Here is a 19,742-nt window from a genome sequence, read left to right as displayed (position 1 = left end):
AGTCGGCTGAAAGTTGTGCGGATTTAAGCTGCACATGATTGTCAGCAAGACCAAGAAAAGGAGCTATTCATGGGCCAAGACCCTTCGCAAGACCCTGCTGCAAAGCCAGTTGATGACCGGCCAGACAGTATTCCCGCGCCTAGCGGCGAGTCCAATCTGATCGACACGGATTATGTTATCGGGCAGGACAACTACACCGGTAAGTTCCTGTTTTCCATGGACATCCACAGTAAGGTTTTCAGCATTTCGGCGTTGGTCGTGGTGTTGTTTGTCGTACTGACGATGGCCTTGCAAACAGAAGTAGAACCGCTGTTTACATCCCTGCGGGACTGGCTGACCCACCACATGGCGTGGTTCTTCCTAAGCGCCGGTAATATCTTCGTGTTGTTGTGTATCGCTCTGGTCGTCTCGCCGCTGGGCCGGGTGCGGTTGGGCGGTAAAGAGGCCGTGCCGGATTATACCTATATCGGTTGGTTCTCCATGCTGTTCGCCGCCGGTATGGGTATCGGGCTGATGTTCTACGGCGTTGCCGAGCCGATGGGGCATTTCTCATCTGCAATGGGCGGCATTACCGTGGGCGCAGATGGCGTGCGTACCGACTGGGCGCCATTGGGCGGTGCCGAGGGTGATCCCAAAGCCGCTGCCAGCCTGGCAATGGCTGCAACCATTTTCCACTGGGGCCTGCACCCGTGGGCGATCTACGCGGTTGTTGGTCTGGCGCTTGCGCTGTTTTCCTTCAACAAAGGCTTACCCCTGAGCATCCGCTCGATTTTCTACCCGCTGCTGGGCGAGCGTGTATGGGGCTGGCCGGGCCACATCGTCGATATCCTGGCGGTATTTGCCACTCTGTTTGGTCTGGCGACTTCTCTGGGTGTGGGTGCCGAGCAGGCGCTGGGCGGGTTGCACCACCTGTTTGGCTTCTCGGTGTCGAATGCCAACAAGGTATTTTTGATTGTCGGCATCACCGGCATCGCCTTGCTGTCAGTGCTTGCGGGTCTCGACAAGGGTGTGAAAATCCTTTCCGAGATCAACATGGGCCTGGCCTTCCTGCTGCTGGCGTTCATCATTGTCGTCGGGCCTACTCTGGCGATCTTCACCGGCTTCTTCAGCAACCTGGCGGCTTATGCCACCTACCTGCCCGAGTTGTCTAACCCGTTCAACCGGGCAGATGCCAACTTCACGCAAGGCTGGACTGCCTTCTACTGGGCCTGGTGGATTAGCTGGTCGCCATTTGTCGGCATGTTTATCGCGCGCGTAAGCCGTGGCCGTACCGTTCGCGAATTCCTCGTTTCGGTATTGCTGGTGCCTTCAATCGTGTCGGTATTGTGGATGACTGCCTTCGGTGGCACCGCCATCGGCCAGCTGGTCACTGACGGCTTTACCGGCGTGCAGGATGCTGCGTTGGAACTGAAACTCTTCGCCATGCTGGCTGAGTTGCCGCTGGCGCAGATCACCTCGTTCATCGGTATCGTTCTGGTGGTGGTGTTCTTTGTCACCTCGTCCGACTCCGGCTCTCTGGTAATCGATACCATCACCGCAGGCGGCAAGGTCAATGCGCCGGTGCCACAGCGGGTGTTCTGGGTATTGATCGAGGGTATCGTGGCCATCGCCCTGCTGTTGGGTGGCGGGCTCGGCGCCTTGCAGGCAATGTCTGTTTCGACCGGCTTGCCGTTTACCGTGGTGCTGTTGGTGGGTTGTATTGCCATCGTCAAAGGCTTGATGTCCGAGCCGCGGTAAATCGCTCGCTGCTACAACTAAAGGCGCGTCCGGTTTCGGACGCGCCTTTTTATTGGGCGCTGTTCAAGTCTTTCGGGCTGCTTTACAGCCAGAGATCGCCGAGTGGCGTGTCAGGCGAGAAATGCGTGGCGATCTGCGCTTGCAGCAGCTCTGCTGTTGCCATTGCATCGGTCAGCGCGTGATGCGCCTGATAATGCGGCAGGTTGTAACGCAGGCGGCTGTCGGCCAGGCGAATCGACAAAGGTTGGCGGCGCAGCAATTTGCTCCACAAGCTCTGCTTCAACTGGCTGCCATGTAAATGAGCCTCCAGTTGCATGGTGTCGATAACCGGAAAACTAAGGCCTTCATTGAGGTGTACATGCACCGCATGATTAAGAAACTCACGCTCGATGTTGCGGTAATGCACCACCACAATTTTGCCGGCCATAGCGTCGAGTAACTCCTCGAAGATATGGGTGAGGCGGGGGGCATTGTCAATGTCGGAGTGGGTAATGTGATGGAACGCCACCGACTCGCTGCTGAGTTCAGACATCGGTTTTACTACCCAGTATTTACTCTGGCCGCAATGAATCCGGTTCAGGTCGAAAGGCATCAGGCCCAGGCTGACAATCGAATGTGTGCCGACCTGCAAACCGGTAGTTTCGACATCCAGCGCAATCATCGGCACGTCGCGTATTGGCGTGTCTGCTGCGGGTACACCGGCGGCATAAAACCCGCGCAAATGTGAGTCCTTGGCCGTTTCCGCCAGCGCTGCAAGATGCGCCTGCCAGTTTGGCGCAACTGTTTGCGGCTCGCGCTCACGCGGCATGAACAGGCTCATCTCGACTTACCTGCCGGATGCGCCGGGTAGCGGAAGCGAAGAAACTTTTGCGCGTTGCTCAGTACCTGGAAGGCCTCTTTGAGATTGTGCCGGTCAGTGGCTGAGATTTTCTCGGGCTCGATGTAGTTGTTCGGTACGCGGCCTTCTTCCAACTCCAGCGCCTGATGGCGGATGCGCACAATCGACAGGAACTCGAATGCATAGCGCAGGTGGTTTATCGCCTCCTGCGGCATCAGTTTGGTGGCGGCGATGGCATCTAGGCGTTCCAGCGAGTTTTGCGCGGTCGCGCCACAAGCCAGCGCGTGCACACGGATCAAGTCAGTCAGCGGCGCCGTACCGCGGCCCTTGAGATTGATGATGTGTTTCTGCTGGCCGTCGGTTTCCATTACAAAGGTGCGGAAGAAGCCCAACGGCGGCGTTCGATTGAGTGCGTTACGCGCCAGCGCCGCGAGAAACAGCGGGCTGTTGCTGGCCTTGTCGGCGAGCAGTTCCTTGAGTGTTTCAACCAGATCGGCATTGCCGTAGACGCTGTCGAGATCGAAGAAAATGCAGGCATTGAGCAAGGTCTGGGCGCTGGGCTTGTCGATCCAGTCATTGAAGTAGCGCTTCCACACCCGCAATGGCTGGCGCCATTTGGTATTGGTCGCCATGATCCCGCCCTTGCAGTAGCTATACCCGCAGGCGGCGAGGCCATCACTGACAAAGGTGGCCAACTTGAGGAAGTACTCGTCATGCAGCTTCGGGTCGAAGCTGTCGTCGAGCACCATCGCGTTGTCCTGATCGGTGACAATCAACTGTTCGTCGCGCGCCATCGAGCCCAGAGCCATGAAGCTGTAAGGCACGGGCGGCGGTCCGAATTGTTCCTCGCCCAACTCCAGTAAACGCTGGGTAAAGCCCCGGCCGATGCCAGCCATCGCGCTGCCGATCATGTGCGCGCTGGCTTCCTCGTTGGCCATGCGCAGGAACGTGGAGCGCAGATCCGGCACCAGTGCCTGCAACTCGGCGACCGACTTGCGGTTGTAGATGCTGTTAGCCAGATACAGGCTGCTCTGCGACTCGTAGCGGATGATATCCGCCAGGTTGATCATGCCAATCGGCCGCCGCCGGCTGAGCACCGGAAGGTGGTGAATATTGTTGCGCAGCATCTGCAGCATGGCCTCAAACACCGTGTCATCCGATTGCACAGTGATCGGGTGAGCGGTCATGACATCACACACGGACGTCTCTGGCGGCAGGCCTTCGGCGATTACGCGAGTACGGAAATCGCGGTCGGTAACAATGCCGATCATGCTCGCAACAGGCTTGTCCAAAGGCTCGACTCGCTCAGGATTGGGCCAGCTTGAGTCGGGATCAACAATCAGTACTGATGAGACGCCTTCTTGCGTCATCGCCTGCGCCGCTTCCTGCACCGTTGCACGCGGGCCAACGGTTACCGGCATACGACTAACCAGCTTGCGCACCTTGATCTTCATCAGGTCGCTGGCCTTGCCATGCGAGTCGACAGCGGACTTCAGGCGCGACTGACCTTCGGCTTCGACGAAGTCGGCAAAGCTGTCATGGTTATCACACAGTTGATGGAACAGCGCCGCGGGCAAAAAATAGATCAGACTGTCTTCAATTGCGCGCGCCGGCAGGCGGACTTTGTTGTTACGCAGCAGGCCGAACTGACCAAAAATATCGCCCTCGGTCAGGCGGTTGTAGAGGTCGCCGTCGCGCCGATAAATCTCGACTGCGCCCGAGCGCACATAGTGCAGATCATGAATCGGGGCACCATAGCTGAGGATGTCAGTGCCAGCCTTGAAGTACTTGATCTCGACCTGAGGCGCTATCTCGTCCAGCGTATCTTCCGGCAGGCCATCAAACGGCGGAAAGCGACTTAGGTGGTCCCTGATTTCGATCAACTCGATTTGCATGCGATCCTCGCGTGTTGCAACTTTCGACAATTAGGGTCAACGATACAGGTTATAGCCTGTTCAGAGGGCCACTGTTTGTTTGTCGGGCCTCCTGCCGGGTTGTTCTATCAAAAGTTGCTGTTATTTCAATAGGTTCCACGTGGAACTCTCTCGAGAGTTCAGTTGCTGAGAAGCCGGGGCTCAGGCGCTGCGCAGATGACAGATCTGCCCGGTTGTCAGTGCAATGGAGTAGGCCAAGGCAAATCGCAGACAAAAAAAGACCGCGAAGATCGCGGTCCTAAGCACCATTAATGTTCTGCCAACACATGATCAGCAGGGGCGTGAGTCTCCCGCTGTTATTAAGCACTTTGCAGATGACACTAATGTGTAATTTTTGTGGCATTGGTGAAAACGTTGAGCGTTTGCAACGTGGTCCTAGCGGCTCATCCACACCCCTTTGCTCTGTTGCTCGCAAAAGGGCGTGAGGAAGTTACTGTCGCTGGCGACGCCGTAATAGTGGATATCTTGCTGGTACGGCGTACCGTTGATTTTGGCATTGCGGCAGACGCCGAACGCGCCTGTCGGGCATTGCTCAACAAAGGCGACATCAACCTTTTGCCCTTTGAGTTCGGGCTTGCAGAAGCCGCTGCGGAACAGGTTGGGTGGGATGCTGCGGTTCTGCTGGCAAACTTTTACGTCCAGGCGTTGCGCCTGAGTGTGCACAACACAGGCCTCGCCCCAAGCCAGGCTCGACATTACACTCAACGCCAGTACTGCAAAGCAACGCATGCGGCCACCTCCGGATCAATTCCGGCGACTCTAGCACGACGCCATTTCTGCGTCAGCGCCGCCCTGCGATGCTGTGATCGCGCTGCTTATATTTGCCTCACAAGAACAGGTTCAGGCCATGCTCAAGAACATTCCGACTCACTTGATAGCAGGGCCTCTTGGCGCCGGTAAAACCAGCCTGATCGATCATCTGTTGGCGCAGCGTCCCGCGCACGAACGCTGGGCGATATTGATCAATGAGTTTGGCATGATCGGCCTGGACGCCGCATTGTTGAGTCGCGATGAAGACGGCCTGGCAATTGCCGAAGTGGCGGGAGGTTGCCTGTGTTGCGTCAACGGCGTGCCGTTTCAGGTGGGGCTGAGCCGACTGCTGCGCAAGGTCAAACCGCATCGGCTGTTTATCGAGCCATCCGGGCTTGGGCATCCGAAAAGTCTGCTCCAGCAACTGCAAGCGCCGCCTTGGCAAGATGTGCTGGCAGTGCAGCCGTTGGTCATGGTTCTGGATGCGGCTGCGTTGGCGCAGGGAGTTGCATTGCCTGAGAGCCAGCAGCAGGCTGTGGATAAAGCCGGATTGCTGGTGCTTAACAAGGCAGAGAGTCTGACTTCACGCGATAAGCTCAGTGTGGCCGCGCAGTTTGTGGATAACTCAATTGTATGGACCACGCAGGGCCAGTTAGCGCTGGCCAAACTGCCGGGCATTGAGTACTCGGCAGTCGCTGGCGAACAGTCCATCGCCTTGCCTGCGACTGGCCCTGCCTTGGGTCAGGTTTGGCAAAATCCGCAGCAACCCATCACCCAGGTTCAGCAGCAAGCCGAGGGTTGGAGTATCGGTTGGCGCTGGCATCCCGGTCAGCATTTTGAACTGTCGCGCATCGAGGCGTTTTTGCTCGGGTTGCCGTGGCGTCGTGCCAAGTTGTTGCTGCAAACGGCGCAAGGCTGCTACTCGGCCAATGCGCTGGCGCAACAAGCGCTGCACTTCAAACCCAGCGAGTGGCGCAAGGACTCACGCCTTGAACTGATTTTCAGCAGCGCACAAGACGCTCAGGCATTAACGGCTGGCGTGAGCCGCTGCGTGTTGGATACCTCTGGCGCTTGAGTTGCGCTTTCGCCAGCAGGCGGGCGCTGGTTAAACTGCGCGCTGATTTTTACAGGCGCAGGCTATGCAACTCATTCAGTGGTCACACGAAAGCTCAGCAGGTTTCACGTTGCGCGGCTGGCATACGCCGCCCAGCGGCAAACCCGTGCTGCATTTCATTCATGGCAACGGCTACTGCGGGCGTGTTTATGAGCCGATGCTGGAGTTGCTGGCAGCGGACTTTGATCTGTGGCTGTGTGATGTTCAGGGCCACGGCGACAGTGATCACGGTGGGCGCTTTCATGGGTGGAATCGCAGCGCCGAGCTGGCCCTTGAAGCCTTCGCCGTTGGCTCCCCGATGTTTGCCGATGTTGAGCGCTATGCCGTCGGCCACAGCTTTGGCGGCGTGCTCACCAGCCTGATGCTGGCCCAGCAGCCGCAGTTGTTCAAACGCGCGGTGTTGCTCGATCCGGTGCTGTTTAGCAAGGCCATGATCGGGGTTATGGCGCTGTCTGATGTTACTGGTTTGAGCAAGCGTCACGGCCAGGCCACCCGAGCACTGAAACGGCGCAGTACATGGCCGGATCGGGACGCGGCGTATGCCAGCCTGCATAATCGTGGGATGTTCCGCGGTTGGACTGAGCCGGCATTTCTGGCTTACATCAACCATGCGCTGAAAGACACCGACAACGCTGTCGAACTCAAGTGTCGACCCAGTCGCGAGGCCGATATTTTTGGCTCCTATCCCAGGCGCCTCTGGCCGTCGTTGGCTCGCGTGATCACGCCGACGCAGGTAATAGTCGGGCAGAACACGTATCCGTTTGTGGCCAAGTCAGTTGCACGCTGGTGCGCGAGTAATGCGCATGTCAGTGCGCATACTGTGCCTGGCGGGCATTGCTTCATGCAGGAACAGCCCGAGAACACAGCCGCCCGGGTTACAGCGGCCCTGCTCGGGAATAGCTGAGAAAGTTTGCCTCGGTTAGTCGCGGGGCGGGCGATGCTGGCGGCGCCACTGATCCAGTTCGATCACCTGCGAAGTCCGCGGACGGGGCGTATTCGGTTGCTCCGCACTTGTATCCGGCGGAGCCGGTCGTGCATTGATCACTTGCGGGCCATCACCCATGGGTTGGCGAAATGGATGCGGCTCAAGTTCGATGCGGCCCATCTGCTGGCCAAACATGACCACACGACCGACATGGCGCTGCTCACCGGTGACGGTGAATTCGAAACTGTAGATGCGTGCCAGCCGCTTGCGCCCACGGGCGTCGGCCAGCAAGGTAATTTTGCGCAGCGCGACGTTTTCATCCAGCAGGTCGATATCGGCTTTGGCGCAATGCGCCTTGACCAGCGCCAGCGTCTTTTCGCGTAAACCGTGGGCGTGCCAAAGCCAGGCGCCGGCTGTTGCCAGCAGCATCAGTACAAAAATGTTGCCGAGGGTCAGCATTACTTGGCTCCGGGTGCGCGCTGGCAGCTTCGCGCAATAGCGTTGCGGGTTAACTCATTCTGCCAGCCATGCACAGGGCTGTCTTGTGCCGGTGATTAGCCGAGGTCTTTCAGCTGTTTGTAGCGGCGTTCCATTTCCTGGCGGATCTCCCGGCGCCGTTGGCCTTTGTGGAAGCGCTGGTGCTCTTCGGGCGTTTGCGGCTGACGCGGCGGTACCTTGATCGATTTGCCGTTGTCATCCACCGCGACCATGGTGAAGAAGCAACTGTTGGTGTGGCGTACCGAGCGTTCGCGAATGTTTTCGGTGATGACCTTGATGCCGACTTCCATCGAGGTGTTGCCGGTGTAGTTGACCGAAGCCAGGAACGTCACTAGCTCGCCCACCTGAATCGGTTCGCGAAAGGTTACCTGATCAACCGACAAGGTCACCACATAGCAGCCGGCATAGCGGCTGGCGCAGGCATAAGCGACTTCATCGAGGTATTTGAGCAGGGTGCCGCCGTGTACCTTGCCTGAGAAGTTGGCCATGTCCGGGGTCATCAGGACGGTCATCGAGAGTTGCGCGTTTCCGGCTTCCATTGGCTAAGGCTCTTTATGCGGGGGTGAGAACTCGGGGATGTTACTGATCAGAGTGTCGCTGGCGTTTGAGGGTCACTAATCAGGGCATATTTAATCGCTACGGGGCAAAGCAGTGCAAATTAGCCCGCGCCACAAAGACACAGGCCCTACTTAAGCAGGGCCTGTAAGGGATGCAAAATTCAAGCTTATTTGCCGGCAGAAAGGCCGAAGTCGATGGCCATGTCGGCGCCAGTAATTGCCTCTGCCTGTGGCTGGCAGAGGTACCAGACCAGCTCGGCGATTTCTTCGGGCCGCAGGAAGCGCGCTTCACGCCCTTGCGGATACTGGCTGAGCAGCTCGCGTTTGTAGGCTTTGGGGTTGCCATTGCCGTAGCGTTCGGCTTGATAGTCGAGCATCGGTGTGGCGATATCGCCGGGCGACACAGTGTTGACTCGCACGCCAAACTCGGCCAATTCGAGTGCCATGGTTTTGCTCAGCATCACCAGTGCAGCCTTGCTCGCACAGTATGCCGCTGAGCCACGATAGGCCTGACGTCCGGCATCGCTGGAGATATTGATGATGCCGCCACGGCTTTCCTTGAGGAATGGAATCGCCGCCTGGCTCAGGTAGAAGGCTGCCTTGAGGTTGACGCCCATTACCTGATCAAAGTCGTCCTCCTGAAAATTCTCGACCGGCCCTTCGCGCCACACGCCGGCGGCGTTGATCACGGCATCGATACGGCCAGCACTGGCCATCACCGCCGAAATCAAATCGTGGCAGTTCTTGGCGCTGCGCAGATCGGCCGTGGCGCTGTAATCCAACGGCACCAATGTGTTGAGTGAGTGCAGCCCACTTTTGTCGACGTCTGTCGCTGTCACGCGCCAATGGCTCGTTGAGAAGCGCTTGGCAATGGCCCGACCAAGTCCACCAGCAGCGCCAGTGATCAAGACAACAGGGGTGCTCATAGTGACATTCCTCCGGGTTGGGATGGTTCCGTGCTGTTGCTGTGCCGCAACATGATGCTTGCCGTAGGCCTGCGTGAGCAACCTTTGTGCACTCGGCTGGCCGGGTTGTCCTGAGCATATACGCTGCGGCCAACTCTGCTGGGAGATTTGATTGGCTTGAGTGATTTAAATTCCAGCAGAGCGATCCCGTTCAGGTGCCGGGAATCAATTGCTGATGGCAGATGCGCCCGGCTGTATCGAAGACGTATCCGTTCGTCCTGCCTGAAAATCCGCCGATGCTTGCTTGCAAACGCAGCACCGGCGGGCATTTCGCCACGAGGAAACTCAGGCGTGAGTCAGGTACCAGCGCCAGTCCTGCTCGCTGACTTCGCCCATGAACTGGCCGAACTCTTCCCACTTGATGGCCAGGTAGACCTTGAGGAAATCCTCGCCGAACGCCGACTTGGCCCAGCTCGAAGCCTCCAGCGAGCGCAGTGCAGTTAGCCAGTCTGTCGGCAGGGTTTCGTGGCTTTGCTGGTAGCCATTGCCGGTCACAGGCATTCCCGGATCAATTTGCTCGTGGATGCCTTTGTGGATACCACTCAAGATCGCTGCGGCGGCGAGATACGGGTTGGCGTCGGCACCGCAGATCCGGTGTTCGATATGACGGCTGTTGGCCGGCCCACTCGGCACGCGGAACGATACGGTGCGGTTGTTGACGCCCCAGCTCTTCGCCAGCGGCGCGTAGCTGTTGGCCTGAAAGCGGCGGTACGAGTTGGCGTTCGGGCAGAACACCGCGAGCATGTCGTTGAGCGTTGCCATCATGCCGCCTACCGAATATTTGAGCAGGTCGGTGCCGTGCGGGCCTTCGCTGGCGTATAGATTATTGCCCTGCTCGTCGGCGAGGCTGACATGCATGTGCAAGCCGCTGCCGGACAAATCGCCAAATGGCTTGGCCATAAAGCACGCCTGAAATCCATGACGACTGGCAACGCCCTTGACCAGTCGCTTGTAGCGCATGCCTTCGTCAATCGCCTGCAGCGCATCGAAGCGGTGTTCCAGAGTCAGTTCGAGCTGGCCTGGCGCGTATTCCGAAATGGCCGTGCGTACCGGCAAGCCTTGCGCCTCGCAGGCAGCGTAGAGGTCATCAAGGAATGGCTGCAACTGCTCCAGCTCATACACGCCGTACACTTGCGGCGCTTGCGGTCGCACGCCATTGCTCTGCAGGGCGGCTTGCGGGCGACCGTTAGCGTCGCGCTGCTTATCCAGCAGGTAGAACTCCAACTCAACCGCCATGACCGGGTGATAACCCTCGGCTTTGAGCCGGTCTATCGCGCGAATCAGCGCGTGACGCGGGTCTGCTGGCGCGGCTGGTAAACCGCGCTCGGGGTGCATGCTCACTTGCAGCTGCGCAGTCGGTACGTTGCGCCATGGTTGCAGGCACAGGCTGCCCGGCAGTGGATAAGCCCAGCAGTCTGCATCGGCGACTTCCCAGACCAGCCCGCTGGATTCGACGTCTTCCCCGTTAATGGTCAGCGCCAGAATCGAGCTGGGCAGGGCGCGGCCGTTTTGATAAATCGCCAGCAGTTCATCGCGGTGCAACAACTTGCCGCGCGGAATGCCGTTGGCGTCGAACAGCATCAATTCGATGCTGCGAACCTGTGGATTGTTTTCGAGGAAGTCGCGGGCTTCATCAATCTGAGCGAATTGCATGGGTTTTCTCACCAAAGGCGCCGGGCTGGGCGGCCGCGCTGCGCCTTATAAATTTGTCGGGGTTGGACTTATTCGCGCGCACCGGGGATGGCCAGCAACTCGCTCAGCGCCTGGTCCAGCGTGCTGATGAGGCGGTCGACGTCTTCCGCGCTGGTGTCCGGGCAGCACAGCGTCATGTTGTGGAACGGGGTAATCAGAATGCCCCGGTTGATCAAGTACAGGTGCAGGGCCATTTGCAGTTCATCGTGAAATGCCGCTTCGGCTTCGGCGCCGGTTTTCGGTGAGACCGCGCAGAACTGGAACTCGCTGCGTGCACCCAGCTCGGTCACCGACCATTGCAGTTGGTGCTTGTTGATCAACCCGCGAAAGCCATCGGCGAGGCGCTTGGCCAGCGGCAACATGTGCGAGTAGGCGCCCGGGGTCATTACCTGTTCGAGGTTGGCGCGCATGCAATGCATTGCCAGTGCGTTGGCTGAAAGGGTGGTGCCCATGCCGCTGTGGCCATGGCCGTGGCTGTTTTCGCTACCGGCTTTCTGCACCTCTTGCATGGCTTCTGCCATTGCCGCGCTGCAGCCGAAAATCCCGCAGGGCATGCCGCCGGCAATCGGTTTGCCGACCACGAAGAAGTCCGGATCAAGTTGCCACAGCTGGGTGCAGCCGCCGATGTCAGTGGAGATGGTGTGCGTCTCGTCGATGATCAGCAGGCTGTTGTATTTGCGCGTCAGCTCGCGGCATTTCTGCATGAAGCCTGGCTCGGGTAAAACCATGCCGATATTGGTCATGGCCGGTTCGCACAGCAGTGCGCAGACATCACCCTGAGCCAAAGCAGCTTCCAGTGCGTCGACATCGTTGAACGGGATCGAACGGCTGTACTGCGTGAGGTCATACGCTTGGCCGACCAGCCCCGAGCGGTGCACGGTGGCGCCGTTCTGGTTGCGCACCATGACGTCGTCCACGGTGCCGTGATAACAGCCATCAAACACCAGCAACACGTTGCGTTTGGTAATGGCCCGCGCCCAGCGCAGCACATAGCGGTTGGAGTCGGTGGCGGTCGCGGTGACTTGCCAGTACGGCAGGCCGAAACGCTCGGCAAGCAACTCGCCACACACCACCGCATCTTCGCCGGGCAGCATGGTGGTCAGGCCGCGCTCGGCTTGCTCGGCCATGGCGCGGGCGACCGGCGTTGGTGAGTGGCCGAACATGCTGCCAGTGTCGCCCAGGCAGAAGTCGGTGTACTCGTGGCCATCAACATCATAAAAGCGAGCCCCTTTGGCGCGCTCGACAAACAACGGAACCGGCGTCGACCAGTCGGCCATCCAGTGCATCGGCACACCACCGTACAGCGAGTGTCGGGCGCGCTCTGCCAATGCCGCAGATTTCGGGTTGCGGGCCAGAAACCGCTCGCGCTCGCGCTGGCTGAAAGTTTCTACGGCGGATGGGCTGATGCCGCTGGCTGTCATGGTTGAACACCTCGTTCGAATTTTTGCACATCTTGTATTTGTGATCACATTTGTGTCAATAGCCGGTTTATTTGCTGCGACAAGCTGTTTGATTTGTTAGTGTCTGCCTAACTATGTGATCACAAAGGTGTGAGATGACTGATTCAGCATGGCAAGGACAAGTTGCGCTTATCAGCGGTGCAGGCAGCCCGGACGGTATTGGAATCGCCATCGCCCGGCGCTTGGGCCGTGCCGGGGTAAAGCTGATCATCACCGCCAGCAGCGCCCGAATTGCCGAGCGCGTGGCTGAGTTGCGCCGTGAAGGATTCTGCGTAGAAGGCCGGCCCGCCGATCTCACGGATGAGGTTCAAGTCGAGCAACTGGTGACGTGGGCTGAGCGCGTTTGGGGGCGCATCGACATTCTGGTGAACAATGCCGGGATGGCCATGTTGGGCAGCCCTGAACCGTTCTCGGCGCTGGCAAGCACCGATCTGGTCAGCTGGAACTTATCGCTGGCGCGCAATCTGACGACTGCCTTCCTGCTGACTCGTAGCGTATTGCCCGGCATGCAGGCGCGCGGTTACGGGCGCATCGTTAATGTCAGCTCAACCACCGGCACCCGCGGCAGTAATCCGGGTGAGGCGGCCTACAGCGCTGCCAAAGCCGGGATGCTCGGCATGAACATGGGATTGGCGCTGGAGGTGGCCAAGCAGGGCATCACCGTCAACAGTGTTGCTCCAGGCTGGATTGCTACCGGTTCCAGCACCGCAGAAGAGGTCGAGGCAGCCAAATACACGCCAATCGGCCGCGCCGGTAAACCTCAAGAGGTGGCCAGCGCCGTGGCATTTTTAGCCTCCCCGGAAGCCAGTTACATCACCGGCGAAGTGCTGGTGGTCGATGGCGGAAATTGCATTATCGAGAACAAGGCCCCGTAACCATGAATAACTGTTTACTCACGTTCAGTCAGTTGCCCGCACCGCCCGCTACGGAGGTGGTTGATGAGTGACAACCTGCAAGAAACTCTTTACCAGAACATTCGACAGGCGTTGTTGAGCGGCCAATATATGCCCGGCGAGCGCCTGAAGATTCGTGACCTGGCCGCGCAGTGGGGTTCCAGCCCTATGCCCGTGCGCACCGCGTTACAACGTCTGGTTTCCGAAGGCGCACTGGAAGGCGAGCAGCAGCGCTCGGTGCGCGTACCGTTGATGACCGACGAACGCTTCAAGCATATCTTGCAGGTTCGGCTTAATCTCGAAGGCCAGGCCGCCGAGTTGGCTGCCGAGCGCTTAAGCGCTGAGCAAATCGCTCAATTGCGCCGCTGTGTCGAGCAAATGGAGGTGGCGCTGGAAGGCCGTGACCTTAGCAAGTATTTGCACGAGAACAGCCAGTTTCACCTGATTCTCTACCACGCATGCGGCAACCCGATTCTGCTGCGGATGATCGAGTCGCTGTGGCTGCAAGTCGGGCCGTTCTTCAATCGGCTGTTCACCGAGGCCGATCTGTCGCCGCGTTTGAATGACTTTCACTTGCAGGCGCTGCAAGCCCTTGAGGCTGGGGATAGCCGAGGCGTGCGCCACGCAGTTGAGCAGGATTTAACTTACTTTGGGCGTTTTTTGCTCAATCTGCTGGCGTTGGAACCCGCCTGATAAATGACCGGCGCTTAAAGCACAAAGGCCCTTGAAGCAGATCGCTCAAGGGCCTTTGTGGCTTGCATGACCAGGTTTCTGATCAGCTTTCCAGCCAGACGTCTCGCGCCCAGTGCCAGACCGATTCCCAGCTCTCTTCGTTGAGCTCTTCGGTGTCGGCTTCCCAGAGTACGACAGTGCCGTCTTCTTCTACGCAGTAGTAGTTGCCACGGTCTTCGCAGAGCGGCACCAACTCACGCGGTACGCCCAACGACCAGGCAACTGATGCGACTTCCGGTAAGTAGGTGTGTGATTGCGGGTCGCAAGCCGTGACCGGCTCCAGACGACCGTAAACCACGTCGCTGACCTTGAGCAGAAATTCATGCAGGCCAAACGGCAGATGGATGAGGATTTGTTCCTGAATTTCGACCAGCGTTTCTTCTTCCGGCAATTCCAGCGGCACTGGCACGGGTTCGTTCAATTCGCGCAGTTGATCGATTATTTCTTCCACGGGCAGGCTCCTGAGAGGCGGATGGCTGGCAGTATGAATGCGCGCTGAATAAGCCGCGCATTAGCGTCTGATGGGCGCTTTATACAGCAGCCAAGCGCAGGCAAACAGTCCAGTGGCGAGGAAATTTAGCCAATGTGCACGAATGCCAGCTTGTTGCCTTCGAGGTCACGCACGTAGCCGCCGTAGAAACCGGGCATACGCTCGCCAGGTTCGCCTTCCGAGGCGGCGCCCAGGCTCATGGCTTTGGCATAGAGGTTGTCGACGGCTGCGCGCGAGCCGGGCGCCAATGCCACCATGTTGCCGTTGCCGACAGTTGCCGGCTGGCCGTTGAACGGGGTGCAAACGGCAAACATCGGCTGGCCTTGTGCTTTGCCAAACAGAACGATGCGGCCCAGATCCATCAGTGCGCTGCAGCCCATTTCGCCGAGCAGTTCTGAATAGAAGGCTTTGGCCTTTGGCAGATCATTGGAACCTACGGTGGTGTATCCGATCATGCGAGTGCTCTCTTTGTGTTGGATTGATCAAGCCACTCTAGCCGAAAAGAAAAACCCCGGTGCTACAACCGGTTGCAGATCACTACCTTGAATAGGCAGCCCTGCAATCGGCGGTAACGACCGGGGTTTGGCTTTAGGCGTTCTGGCGAATGCCGGCAACAATCCAAGGCTGGTTGTCGCCAGTTTCACGCTCAAGGCGCCAGCTTTCGCTGAAGGCTTCGCCCTGATCAAAGCGTGAAGTTTTCGACAGGCCGCTGAAGGTCAGCGTTGCGATAGTCTTGTCGCTCTGGTCATCAACACCATCCAGTTGCACGTTGAGGTCGTCGATGTAAGTCGACTGGAAGGCATCACCCAGCTCTGCACGCTCGCGCTTGAGGAACTCAAGCAGTTGCGGCGTTACGAACTCGCTGATCTGGTCCATTTCGTTGGCGTCCCAGTGCTGCTGCAAGCTCAGGAAGTGCTCACGGCCAGCGGCAATGAAGTTTTGCTCGTTGAACCAGGCAGGCGCGTTGATTACCGGCTTGGCGGCAGCGGCGTTGTTACCGAAAATCGAAGCGGCTGGCGCTGCTTGCGGCATTTCACGCGACATCGGGGCGCCATTGGCAGTTTGTGGCTGAGCAGCCTGACGGCGCGCCGCGATAAAGCGGAAAGCCAGGAAAGCGATCAGGCCGATGATCAGGAAGTCGAAAATCTGCATGCCCTGAAAGCCGTCACCCATGAACATCGACGCCAGCAAACCACCCGCTGCCAGGCCAGCCAATGGGCCCAACCAGCGAGAAGCACCGCTAGCGGCGGCCGCACCGCCAGCCTTTGCTGCACCGGCGGTTGGTTGCGATGCAGGTGCTGCCTGACGCGTTTGGTGGCTCGGCGCGGAGCCGAAAGATTTTCCGCCGCCAAAACGTTTGGCTTCGGCGTGAAGACTAAAAGTCATCGCCAGGCACAAGGCCATGGCAAGGCTGAGAAAACGCTGCATTAGGAAATTTCTCTTGGTTATGAGTGGTTAGCTGACAATGGAGCTTTGCGCGGGATACTGCGCCAGGCAGGGAAGGAAGACCAGACAGAGAATGTTTCGGCTTTTTACCGAACAGGCCAAGCCCCCGCAGTTTCTGGCTGCGAGGGTTTGGAGGAGGAGGGTTACCGCCAGTCGTACAGCTCTTTTTCAGCCACTTCGTGCATCGGCGTCACTTGCTTCTGGAAGTTCTTCATCGAAGTCCAGATACGCCCGTTCAACTCGTTCTGGCTGGCCAGCTCATCGAGTACTTCGCCGGACTTGGCTTTCATGGCAGCCAGTACTTCATCCGGGAAACGTTTGAGTACCACGTTCTGCTTCTTCAGTTCAGCCAGGGCAACAGCGTTGTGATAGACGTAGTCATCCATCATGTCCTGATTGGCCGCCAGTGTGGCTTCTTCAAGAATCGCCTTGAGATCGGCTGGCAGGCTGTCGAGCGCCTTCTGGTTGACCAGCAGTTCGAGCACCGCTTGCGGCTCCTGCCAGCCCGGGAAGTAGTAATACTTGGCCGACTTGTTCAGGCCAAATGCCAGGTCGTTGTAAGGGCTTACCCAGTCGGTGGCATCAATTGCACCGGTTTCAAGCGCGGTGAATACTTCGCCGCCCGGCAGGTTGACGGTGGTTGCGCCCAACCGGCTGAGCACTTCGCCACCCAAACCCGGCATGCGGATTTTCAGACCCTTGAGGTCGTCCAGCGAGTTGATTTCCTTGTTGTACCAGCCGCCCATCTGCATGCCGGTGTTGCCCACTACCAGCGGCTTCACGCCATACGGGGCATAGGCTTCGTCCCAGAGTTTCTGGCCTTCGCCCTTGCTCAGCCAGGCATTCATTTCGCTGGCTGATAAACCGAATGGCACCGCAGTGAAGAACTGCGCTGCCGGCACTTTGCCTTTCCAGTAGTACGCCGCGCCATGGCCGATTTCAGCGGTGCCGCGAGACACAGCATCAAACACTTCCAGCGCCGGAACCAACTCGCCTGCGGCGTATACCTTGATGGTCAGACGGCCGTTACTCATGGTCGCAATGCGCTCAGCCAGTCGCTCCGCCGCAGTGCCCAGACCCGGATAGTTCTTTGGCCAGGCGGTGACCATCTTCCAGTGGAATGTGGTTGCAGGTGCTGCAGCGGCCTCGGTAGCGGCGGGTGCCTGCTTTGCAGGGCTGGTTTCTTCCTTGCAGCCAGTCATGCCGAAGGCGGCGAGTAGCGCGGCAGCGGCGCCGAGCAGAGTGCGGCGGTTCATCAATGTGTCTCCCCAGAGTGACAGTTGTGGTGCTTATAAGGCTTCTAGCTTGGCGTAGCTGAGCATCAGCCACTTGCTTCCTTCGCTTTCAAAATTAACCTGTACCCGCGCCTGCGCCCCGGCACCCTCAAAATTGAGAATGGTGCCTTCGCCGAACAATGAGTGTTGTACCCGCTGGCCCAGGCTGAATGGGGTTTGCGGAACCTCGGAGCCAGCGAACATGCTGGTGCCGCCCATGTTGCGGTTGTTGCTGGTGAAAGGCCGGGAAACACTGTTGGAAAGGCGTACTTCCTGAACCAGTGCCGGCGGTATTTCACGAATAAAGCGCGAGACTTTGTTATAGGTTTCACTGCCGTACAGGCGACGGGTTTCGGCATAGCTGACAATCAGCTTCTGCATCGCCCGGGTGATGCCCACGTAGGCCAGACGGCGTTCTTCTTCAAGGCGGCCCGGCTCATCGAGGCTCATCTTGTGCGGGAACAGACCTTCTTCGACGCCCACCAGAAATACCAGCGGGAATTCGAGGCCTTTGGCGCTGTGCAGGGTCATCAGTTGCACGCTGTCTTCGTTTTCGGCTGCTTGAGTATCACCTGCTTCAAGCGAGGCATGGCCGAGGAATGCTTGCAACGGTGTCAGGTCTTCTTCGGGTTCTTCGTGATTCTCGAAAGCGCGCGCTGCGCTCACCAGTTCCTCAAGGTTTTCTACCCGTGCCTGAGCTTTTTCGCCTTTTTCAGCCTTGTGATAAGTGATCAGGCCGCTTTGCTCGATAACGGTCTGGGTCATCAGGTGCAGCGGCATTTCGGCGACTTTGGCGGCCAGGTTCTCTATCAGCTCGATAAAACCGGCGAGCGCCCCCGAGGCACGGCCCGGCAGAGCTTTATGCTCAAGCATCAGGGTGATCGCGTGCCACATCGAGACGTCGTGGGTGCGCGCATATTCGCGGATCTGCTCGACAGTTTTCTCGCCGATGCCGCGGGCTGGAACGTTGATTACCCGCTCCAATGCGGCGTCGTTGCCACGGCCATCGAGCATGCGCATGTAGGCCATCGCATTCTTGATTTCGGCGCGCTCGAAGAAGCGCTGGCCGCCATAAATGCGATAGGGGATTTTCTCGCGCAGCAGGGCTTCTTCAAGCACCCGCGACTGGGCGTTGGAACGATACAGAATGGCGATTTCACTGCGCTTGAGACCGTCCTTGCGCAACGCATCTTCGATCGACTCAACCACGTAACGGGCTTCGTCGTGCTCGTTGAAAGCGGCGTACAAGCTAATCGGTTCGCCGTCGCCATCTTCGGTCCACAACTCTTTGCCGAGGCGTCCCTGATTATTGGCGATCAGGGCATTGGCGGCCTTGAGAATGCCAGCCGTGGAGCGATAGTTTTGCTCCAGACGGATCATCTCGGCGTCGGCGAAGTCGCTGGAGAACTGCTGAATATTTTCGATCTTGGCGCCGCGCCAGCCGTAGATGGACTGATCGTCATCGCCGACCACCATCAAGCTGTCACCGCCTTTGGCGAGAATCCGCAGCCAGGCGTATTGCACGGCGTTGGTGTCCTGGAATTCGTCGACCAGTACGTGCCTGAAACGGCGCTGGTAGTGCTCAAGCAAACCGGGCTTGTTGCGCCACAGATCCAGCGCGCGTAGCAGCAGTTCGGAGAAGTCGATGACTCCGGCCCGCGCGCAGGTTTCTTCGTAGGTCTTGTAGATATTGAGCATGGTGGCGAGGTAGTGATCACCCGCCGGCTGAATATTGTCCGGGCGCAGGCCTTCGTCTTTCTGGGCGTTGATAAACCACTGCGCCTGACGTGCGGGCCAGCGTTGCTCATCAAGGCCAAGGTCGCGGATAACCCGTTTGACCATGCGCTGCTGGTCGTCGGAGTCGAGGATCTGGAAGTTTTCCGCCAGTCCTGCTTCCTGCCAGTGCGCGCGCAATAAGCGATGCGCCAATCCGTGGAACGTACCCACCCACATGCCGGCTGGACTGTGACCGAGCATTTGTTCGATACGCGCGCGCATTTCCGCAGCTGCTTTGTTGGTAAATGTTACCGACAAAATGCTGTGCGGCGAGGCATGCTCGACCTGAATAAGCCAGGCGATACGGTGCACCAGCACGCGAGTTTTGCCGGAACCTGCGCCGGCCAGAACCAACTGACGGCCAAGGCTGGCCGCTACGGCCTGACGCTGGGCATCGTTGAGAGAGTTGAGGAGAAACGAGATGTCATCATGCATCGCGGCATTCTAGGGGGCTGCGCCATATTGGGCAAACCGCCGTGAGCTTTAATACGTGCCGCGAATAACCGGCCAGCGGACAAGCGGTACATAAAGGTGATGTGAGTAGCAGATAAGTTTCAAGAAGTGAGCAAGGTGGCATCAAGGGGCCACTATTGCGGCATACTCCGTCTCAGATTGAGATTTTCATCTGGCTAGTGCGCCGGTCAATCTTGATCCAATCCAG

Annotated in this window: 18 protein-coding genes; 5 read left to right on the top strand and 13 right to left on the bottom strand. The window is 58.4% G+C overall.

Annotated elements, in window-relative coordinates:
- The first annotated feature begins 69 nt into the window (after window positions 1–69).
- Window positions 70–1,737, top strand: coding sequence for a BCCT family transporter (locus tag PMYSY11_RS21580; RefSeq protein ID WP_069899999.1), 1,668 nt, complete (start codon window positions 70–72; stop codon window positions 1,735–1,737).
- Window positions 1,738–1,819: 82 nt separating this feature from the next.
- On the opposite strand, the gene PMYSY11_RS21575 is transcribed toward PMYSY11_RS21580, so the two are convergent.
- The 3 genes from PMYSY11_RS21575 to PMYSY11_RS21565 all read right to left on the bottom strand — a co-directional run bounded on the left by PMYSY11_RS21575 (window position 1,820) and on the right by PMYSY11_RS21565 (window position 5,238).
- Window positions 1,820–2,557 (bottom strand): 3'-5' exonuclease, encoded by a 738-nt coding sequence (locus tag PMYSY11_RS21575; protein ID WP_090512446.1) that lies wholly within the window; start codon window positions 2,555–2,557, stop codon window positions 1,820–1,822.
- Window positions 2,554–4,470, bottom strand: a complete 1,917-nt coding sequence (locus PMYSY11_RS21570; protein ID WP_150547947.1) for a putative nucleotidyltransferase substrate binding domain-containing protein — start codon at window positions 4,468–4,470, stop codon at window positions 2,554–2,556. Before PMYSY11_RS21570 ends, PMYSY11_RS21575 begins: the two co-directional genes overlap by 4 nt.
- Before the next feature lie 414 nt (window positions 4,471–4,884).
- Window positions 4,885–5,238, bottom strand: coding sequence for an NADH:ubiquinone oxidoreductase (locus PMYSY11_RS21565; RefSeq protein ID WP_150547946.1), 354 nt, complete (start codon window positions 5,236–5,238; stop codon window positions 4,885–4,887).
- Window positions 5,239–5,356: 118 nt separating this feature from the next.
- Between PMYSY11_RS21565 and PMYSY11_RS21560 the strand changes: the two genes are divergently transcribed.
- Together PMYSY11_RS21560 and PMYSY11_RS21555 are read left to right on the top strand one after the other, a co-directional pair.
- A complete protein-coding gene (locus PMYSY11_RS21560) occupies window positions 5,357–6,334 on the top strand; it encodes a CobW family GTP-binding protein (RefSeq protein ID WP_150547945.1) in 978 nt (325 codons plus the stop codon).
- A gap of 64 nt (window positions 6,335–6,398) precedes the next feature.
- Complete coding sequence (locus PMYSY11_RS21555) at window positions 6,399–7,277, top strand: alpha/beta fold hydrolase (RefSeq protein WP_150547944.1); 879 nt, start codon at window positions 6,399–6,401, stop codon at window positions 7,275–7,277.
- A gap of 15 nt (window positions 7,278–7,292) precedes the next feature.
- Here the strand turns inward: PMYSY11_RS21555 and PMYSY11_RS21550 are convergent, their stop codons facing one another.
- From PMYSY11_RS21550 to PMYSY11_RS21530, 5 genes are all read right to left on the bottom strand, one after another.
- Window positions 7,293–7,757 (bottom strand): DUF3301 domain-containing protein, encoded by a 465-nt coding sequence (locus PMYSY11_RS21550; protein ID WP_150547943.1) that lies wholly within the window; start codon window positions 7,755–7,757, stop codon window positions 7,293–7,295.
- Window positions 7,758–7,852: 95 nt separating this feature from the next.
- Complete coding sequence (locus tag PMYSY11_RS21545; protein WP_150547942.1) at window positions 7,853–8,335, bottom strand: acyl-CoA thioesterase; 483 nt, start codon at window positions 8,333–8,335, stop codon at window positions 7,853–7,855.
- Between the two features lie 185 nt (window positions 8,336–8,520).
- Window positions 8,521–9,279: an SDR family NAD(P)-dependent oxidoreductase gene (locus tag PMYSY11_RS21540; protein ID WP_150547941.1), complete on the bottom strand. Its 759-nt coding sequence runs from the start codon at window positions 9,277–9,279 to the stop codon at window positions 8,521–8,523.
- 324 nt (window positions 9,280–9,603) lie between these two features.
- Window positions 9,604–10,971 carry a glutamine synthetase family protein gene (locus PMYSY11_RS21535; RefSeq protein WP_150547940.1) on the bottom strand — a complete coding sequence of 456 codons (1,368 nt, stop codon included), beginning with the start codon at window positions 10,969–10,971 and terminating at the stop codon, window positions 9,604–9,606.
- Between the two features lie 68 nt (window positions 10,972–11,039).
- Entirely contained in the window at window positions 11,040–12,431 is a 1,392-nt protein-coding gene (locus tag PMYSY11_RS21530; protein WP_150547939.1) for an aspartate aminotransferase family protein, read from the bottom strand.
- A 134-nt stretch (window positions 12,432–12,565) separates the two neighbouring features.
- On the opposite strand from PMYSY11_RS21530, the gene PMYSY11_RS21525 reads away from it, so the two are divergent.
- Together PMYSY11_RS21525 and PMYSY11_RS21520 are read left to right on the top strand one after the other, a co-directional pair.
- A complete protein-coding gene (locus PMYSY11_RS21525; RefSeq protein ID WP_150547938.1) occupies window positions 12,566–13,345 on the top strand; it encodes an SDR family NAD(P)-dependent oxidoreductase in 780 nt (259 codons plus the stop codon).
- Between the two features lie 63 nt (window positions 13,346–13,408).
- Complete coding sequence (locus tag PMYSY11_RS21520) at window positions 13,409–14,056, top strand: GntR family transcriptional regulator (RefSeq protein ID WP_069899989.1); 648 nt, start codon at window positions 13,409–13,411, stop codon at window positions 14,054–14,056.
- Window positions 14,057–14,138: 82 nt separating this feature from the next.
- Here the strand turns inward: PMYSY11_RS21520 and PMYSY11_RS21515 are convergent, their stop codons facing one another.
- The 5 genes from PMYSY11_RS21515 to uvrD all read right to left on the bottom strand — a co-directional run bounded on the left by PMYSY11_RS21515 (window position 14,139) and on the right by uvrD (window position 19,516).
- Complete coding sequence (locus PMYSY11_RS21515; protein WP_069899988.1) at window positions 14,139–14,546, bottom strand: SMI1/KNR4 family protein; 408 nt, start codon at window positions 14,544–14,546, stop codon at window positions 14,139–14,141.
- Window positions 14,547–14,671: 125 nt separating this feature from the next.
- On the bottom strand, window positions 14,672–15,040 hold the full coding sequence (locus tag PMYSY11_RS21510) for a VOC family protein (protein ID WP_150547937.1): 369 nt from the start codon (window positions 15,038–15,040) through the stop codon (window positions 14,672–14,674).
- A gap of 133 nt (window positions 15,041–15,173) precedes the next feature.
- Window positions 15,174–16,013 (bottom strand): Tim44 domain-containing protein, encoded by an 840-nt coding sequence (locus tag PMYSY11_RS21505; protein ID WP_090512422.1) that lies wholly within the window; start codon window positions 16,011–16,013, stop codon window positions 15,174–15,176.
- A 161-nt stretch (window positions 16,014–16,174) separates the two neighbouring features.
- Complete coding sequence (locus PMYSY11_RS21500; RefSeq protein WP_150547936.1) at window positions 16,175–17,287, bottom strand: TRAP transporter substrate-binding protein; 1,113 nt, start codon at window positions 17,285–17,287, stop codon at window positions 16,175–16,177.
- Between the two features lie 33 nt (window positions 17,288–17,320).
- Complete coding sequence (gene uvrD / locus PMYSY11_RS21495; RefSeq protein ID WP_150547935.1) at window positions 17,321–19,516, bottom strand: DNA helicase II; 2,196 nt, start codon at window positions 19,514–19,516, stop codon at window positions 17,321–17,323.
- Between the last annotated feature and the right edge of the window lie 226 nt (window positions 19,517–19,742).

The sequence above is a fragment of the Pseudomonas marincola genome (assembly GCF_900682675.2).
GTDB lineage: Bacteria > Pseudomonadota > Gammaproteobacteria > Pseudomonadales > Pseudomonadaceae > Aquipseudomonas > Aquipseudomonas marincola.
This window is presented reverse-complemented; position numbering and strand designations above follow the sequence as displayed.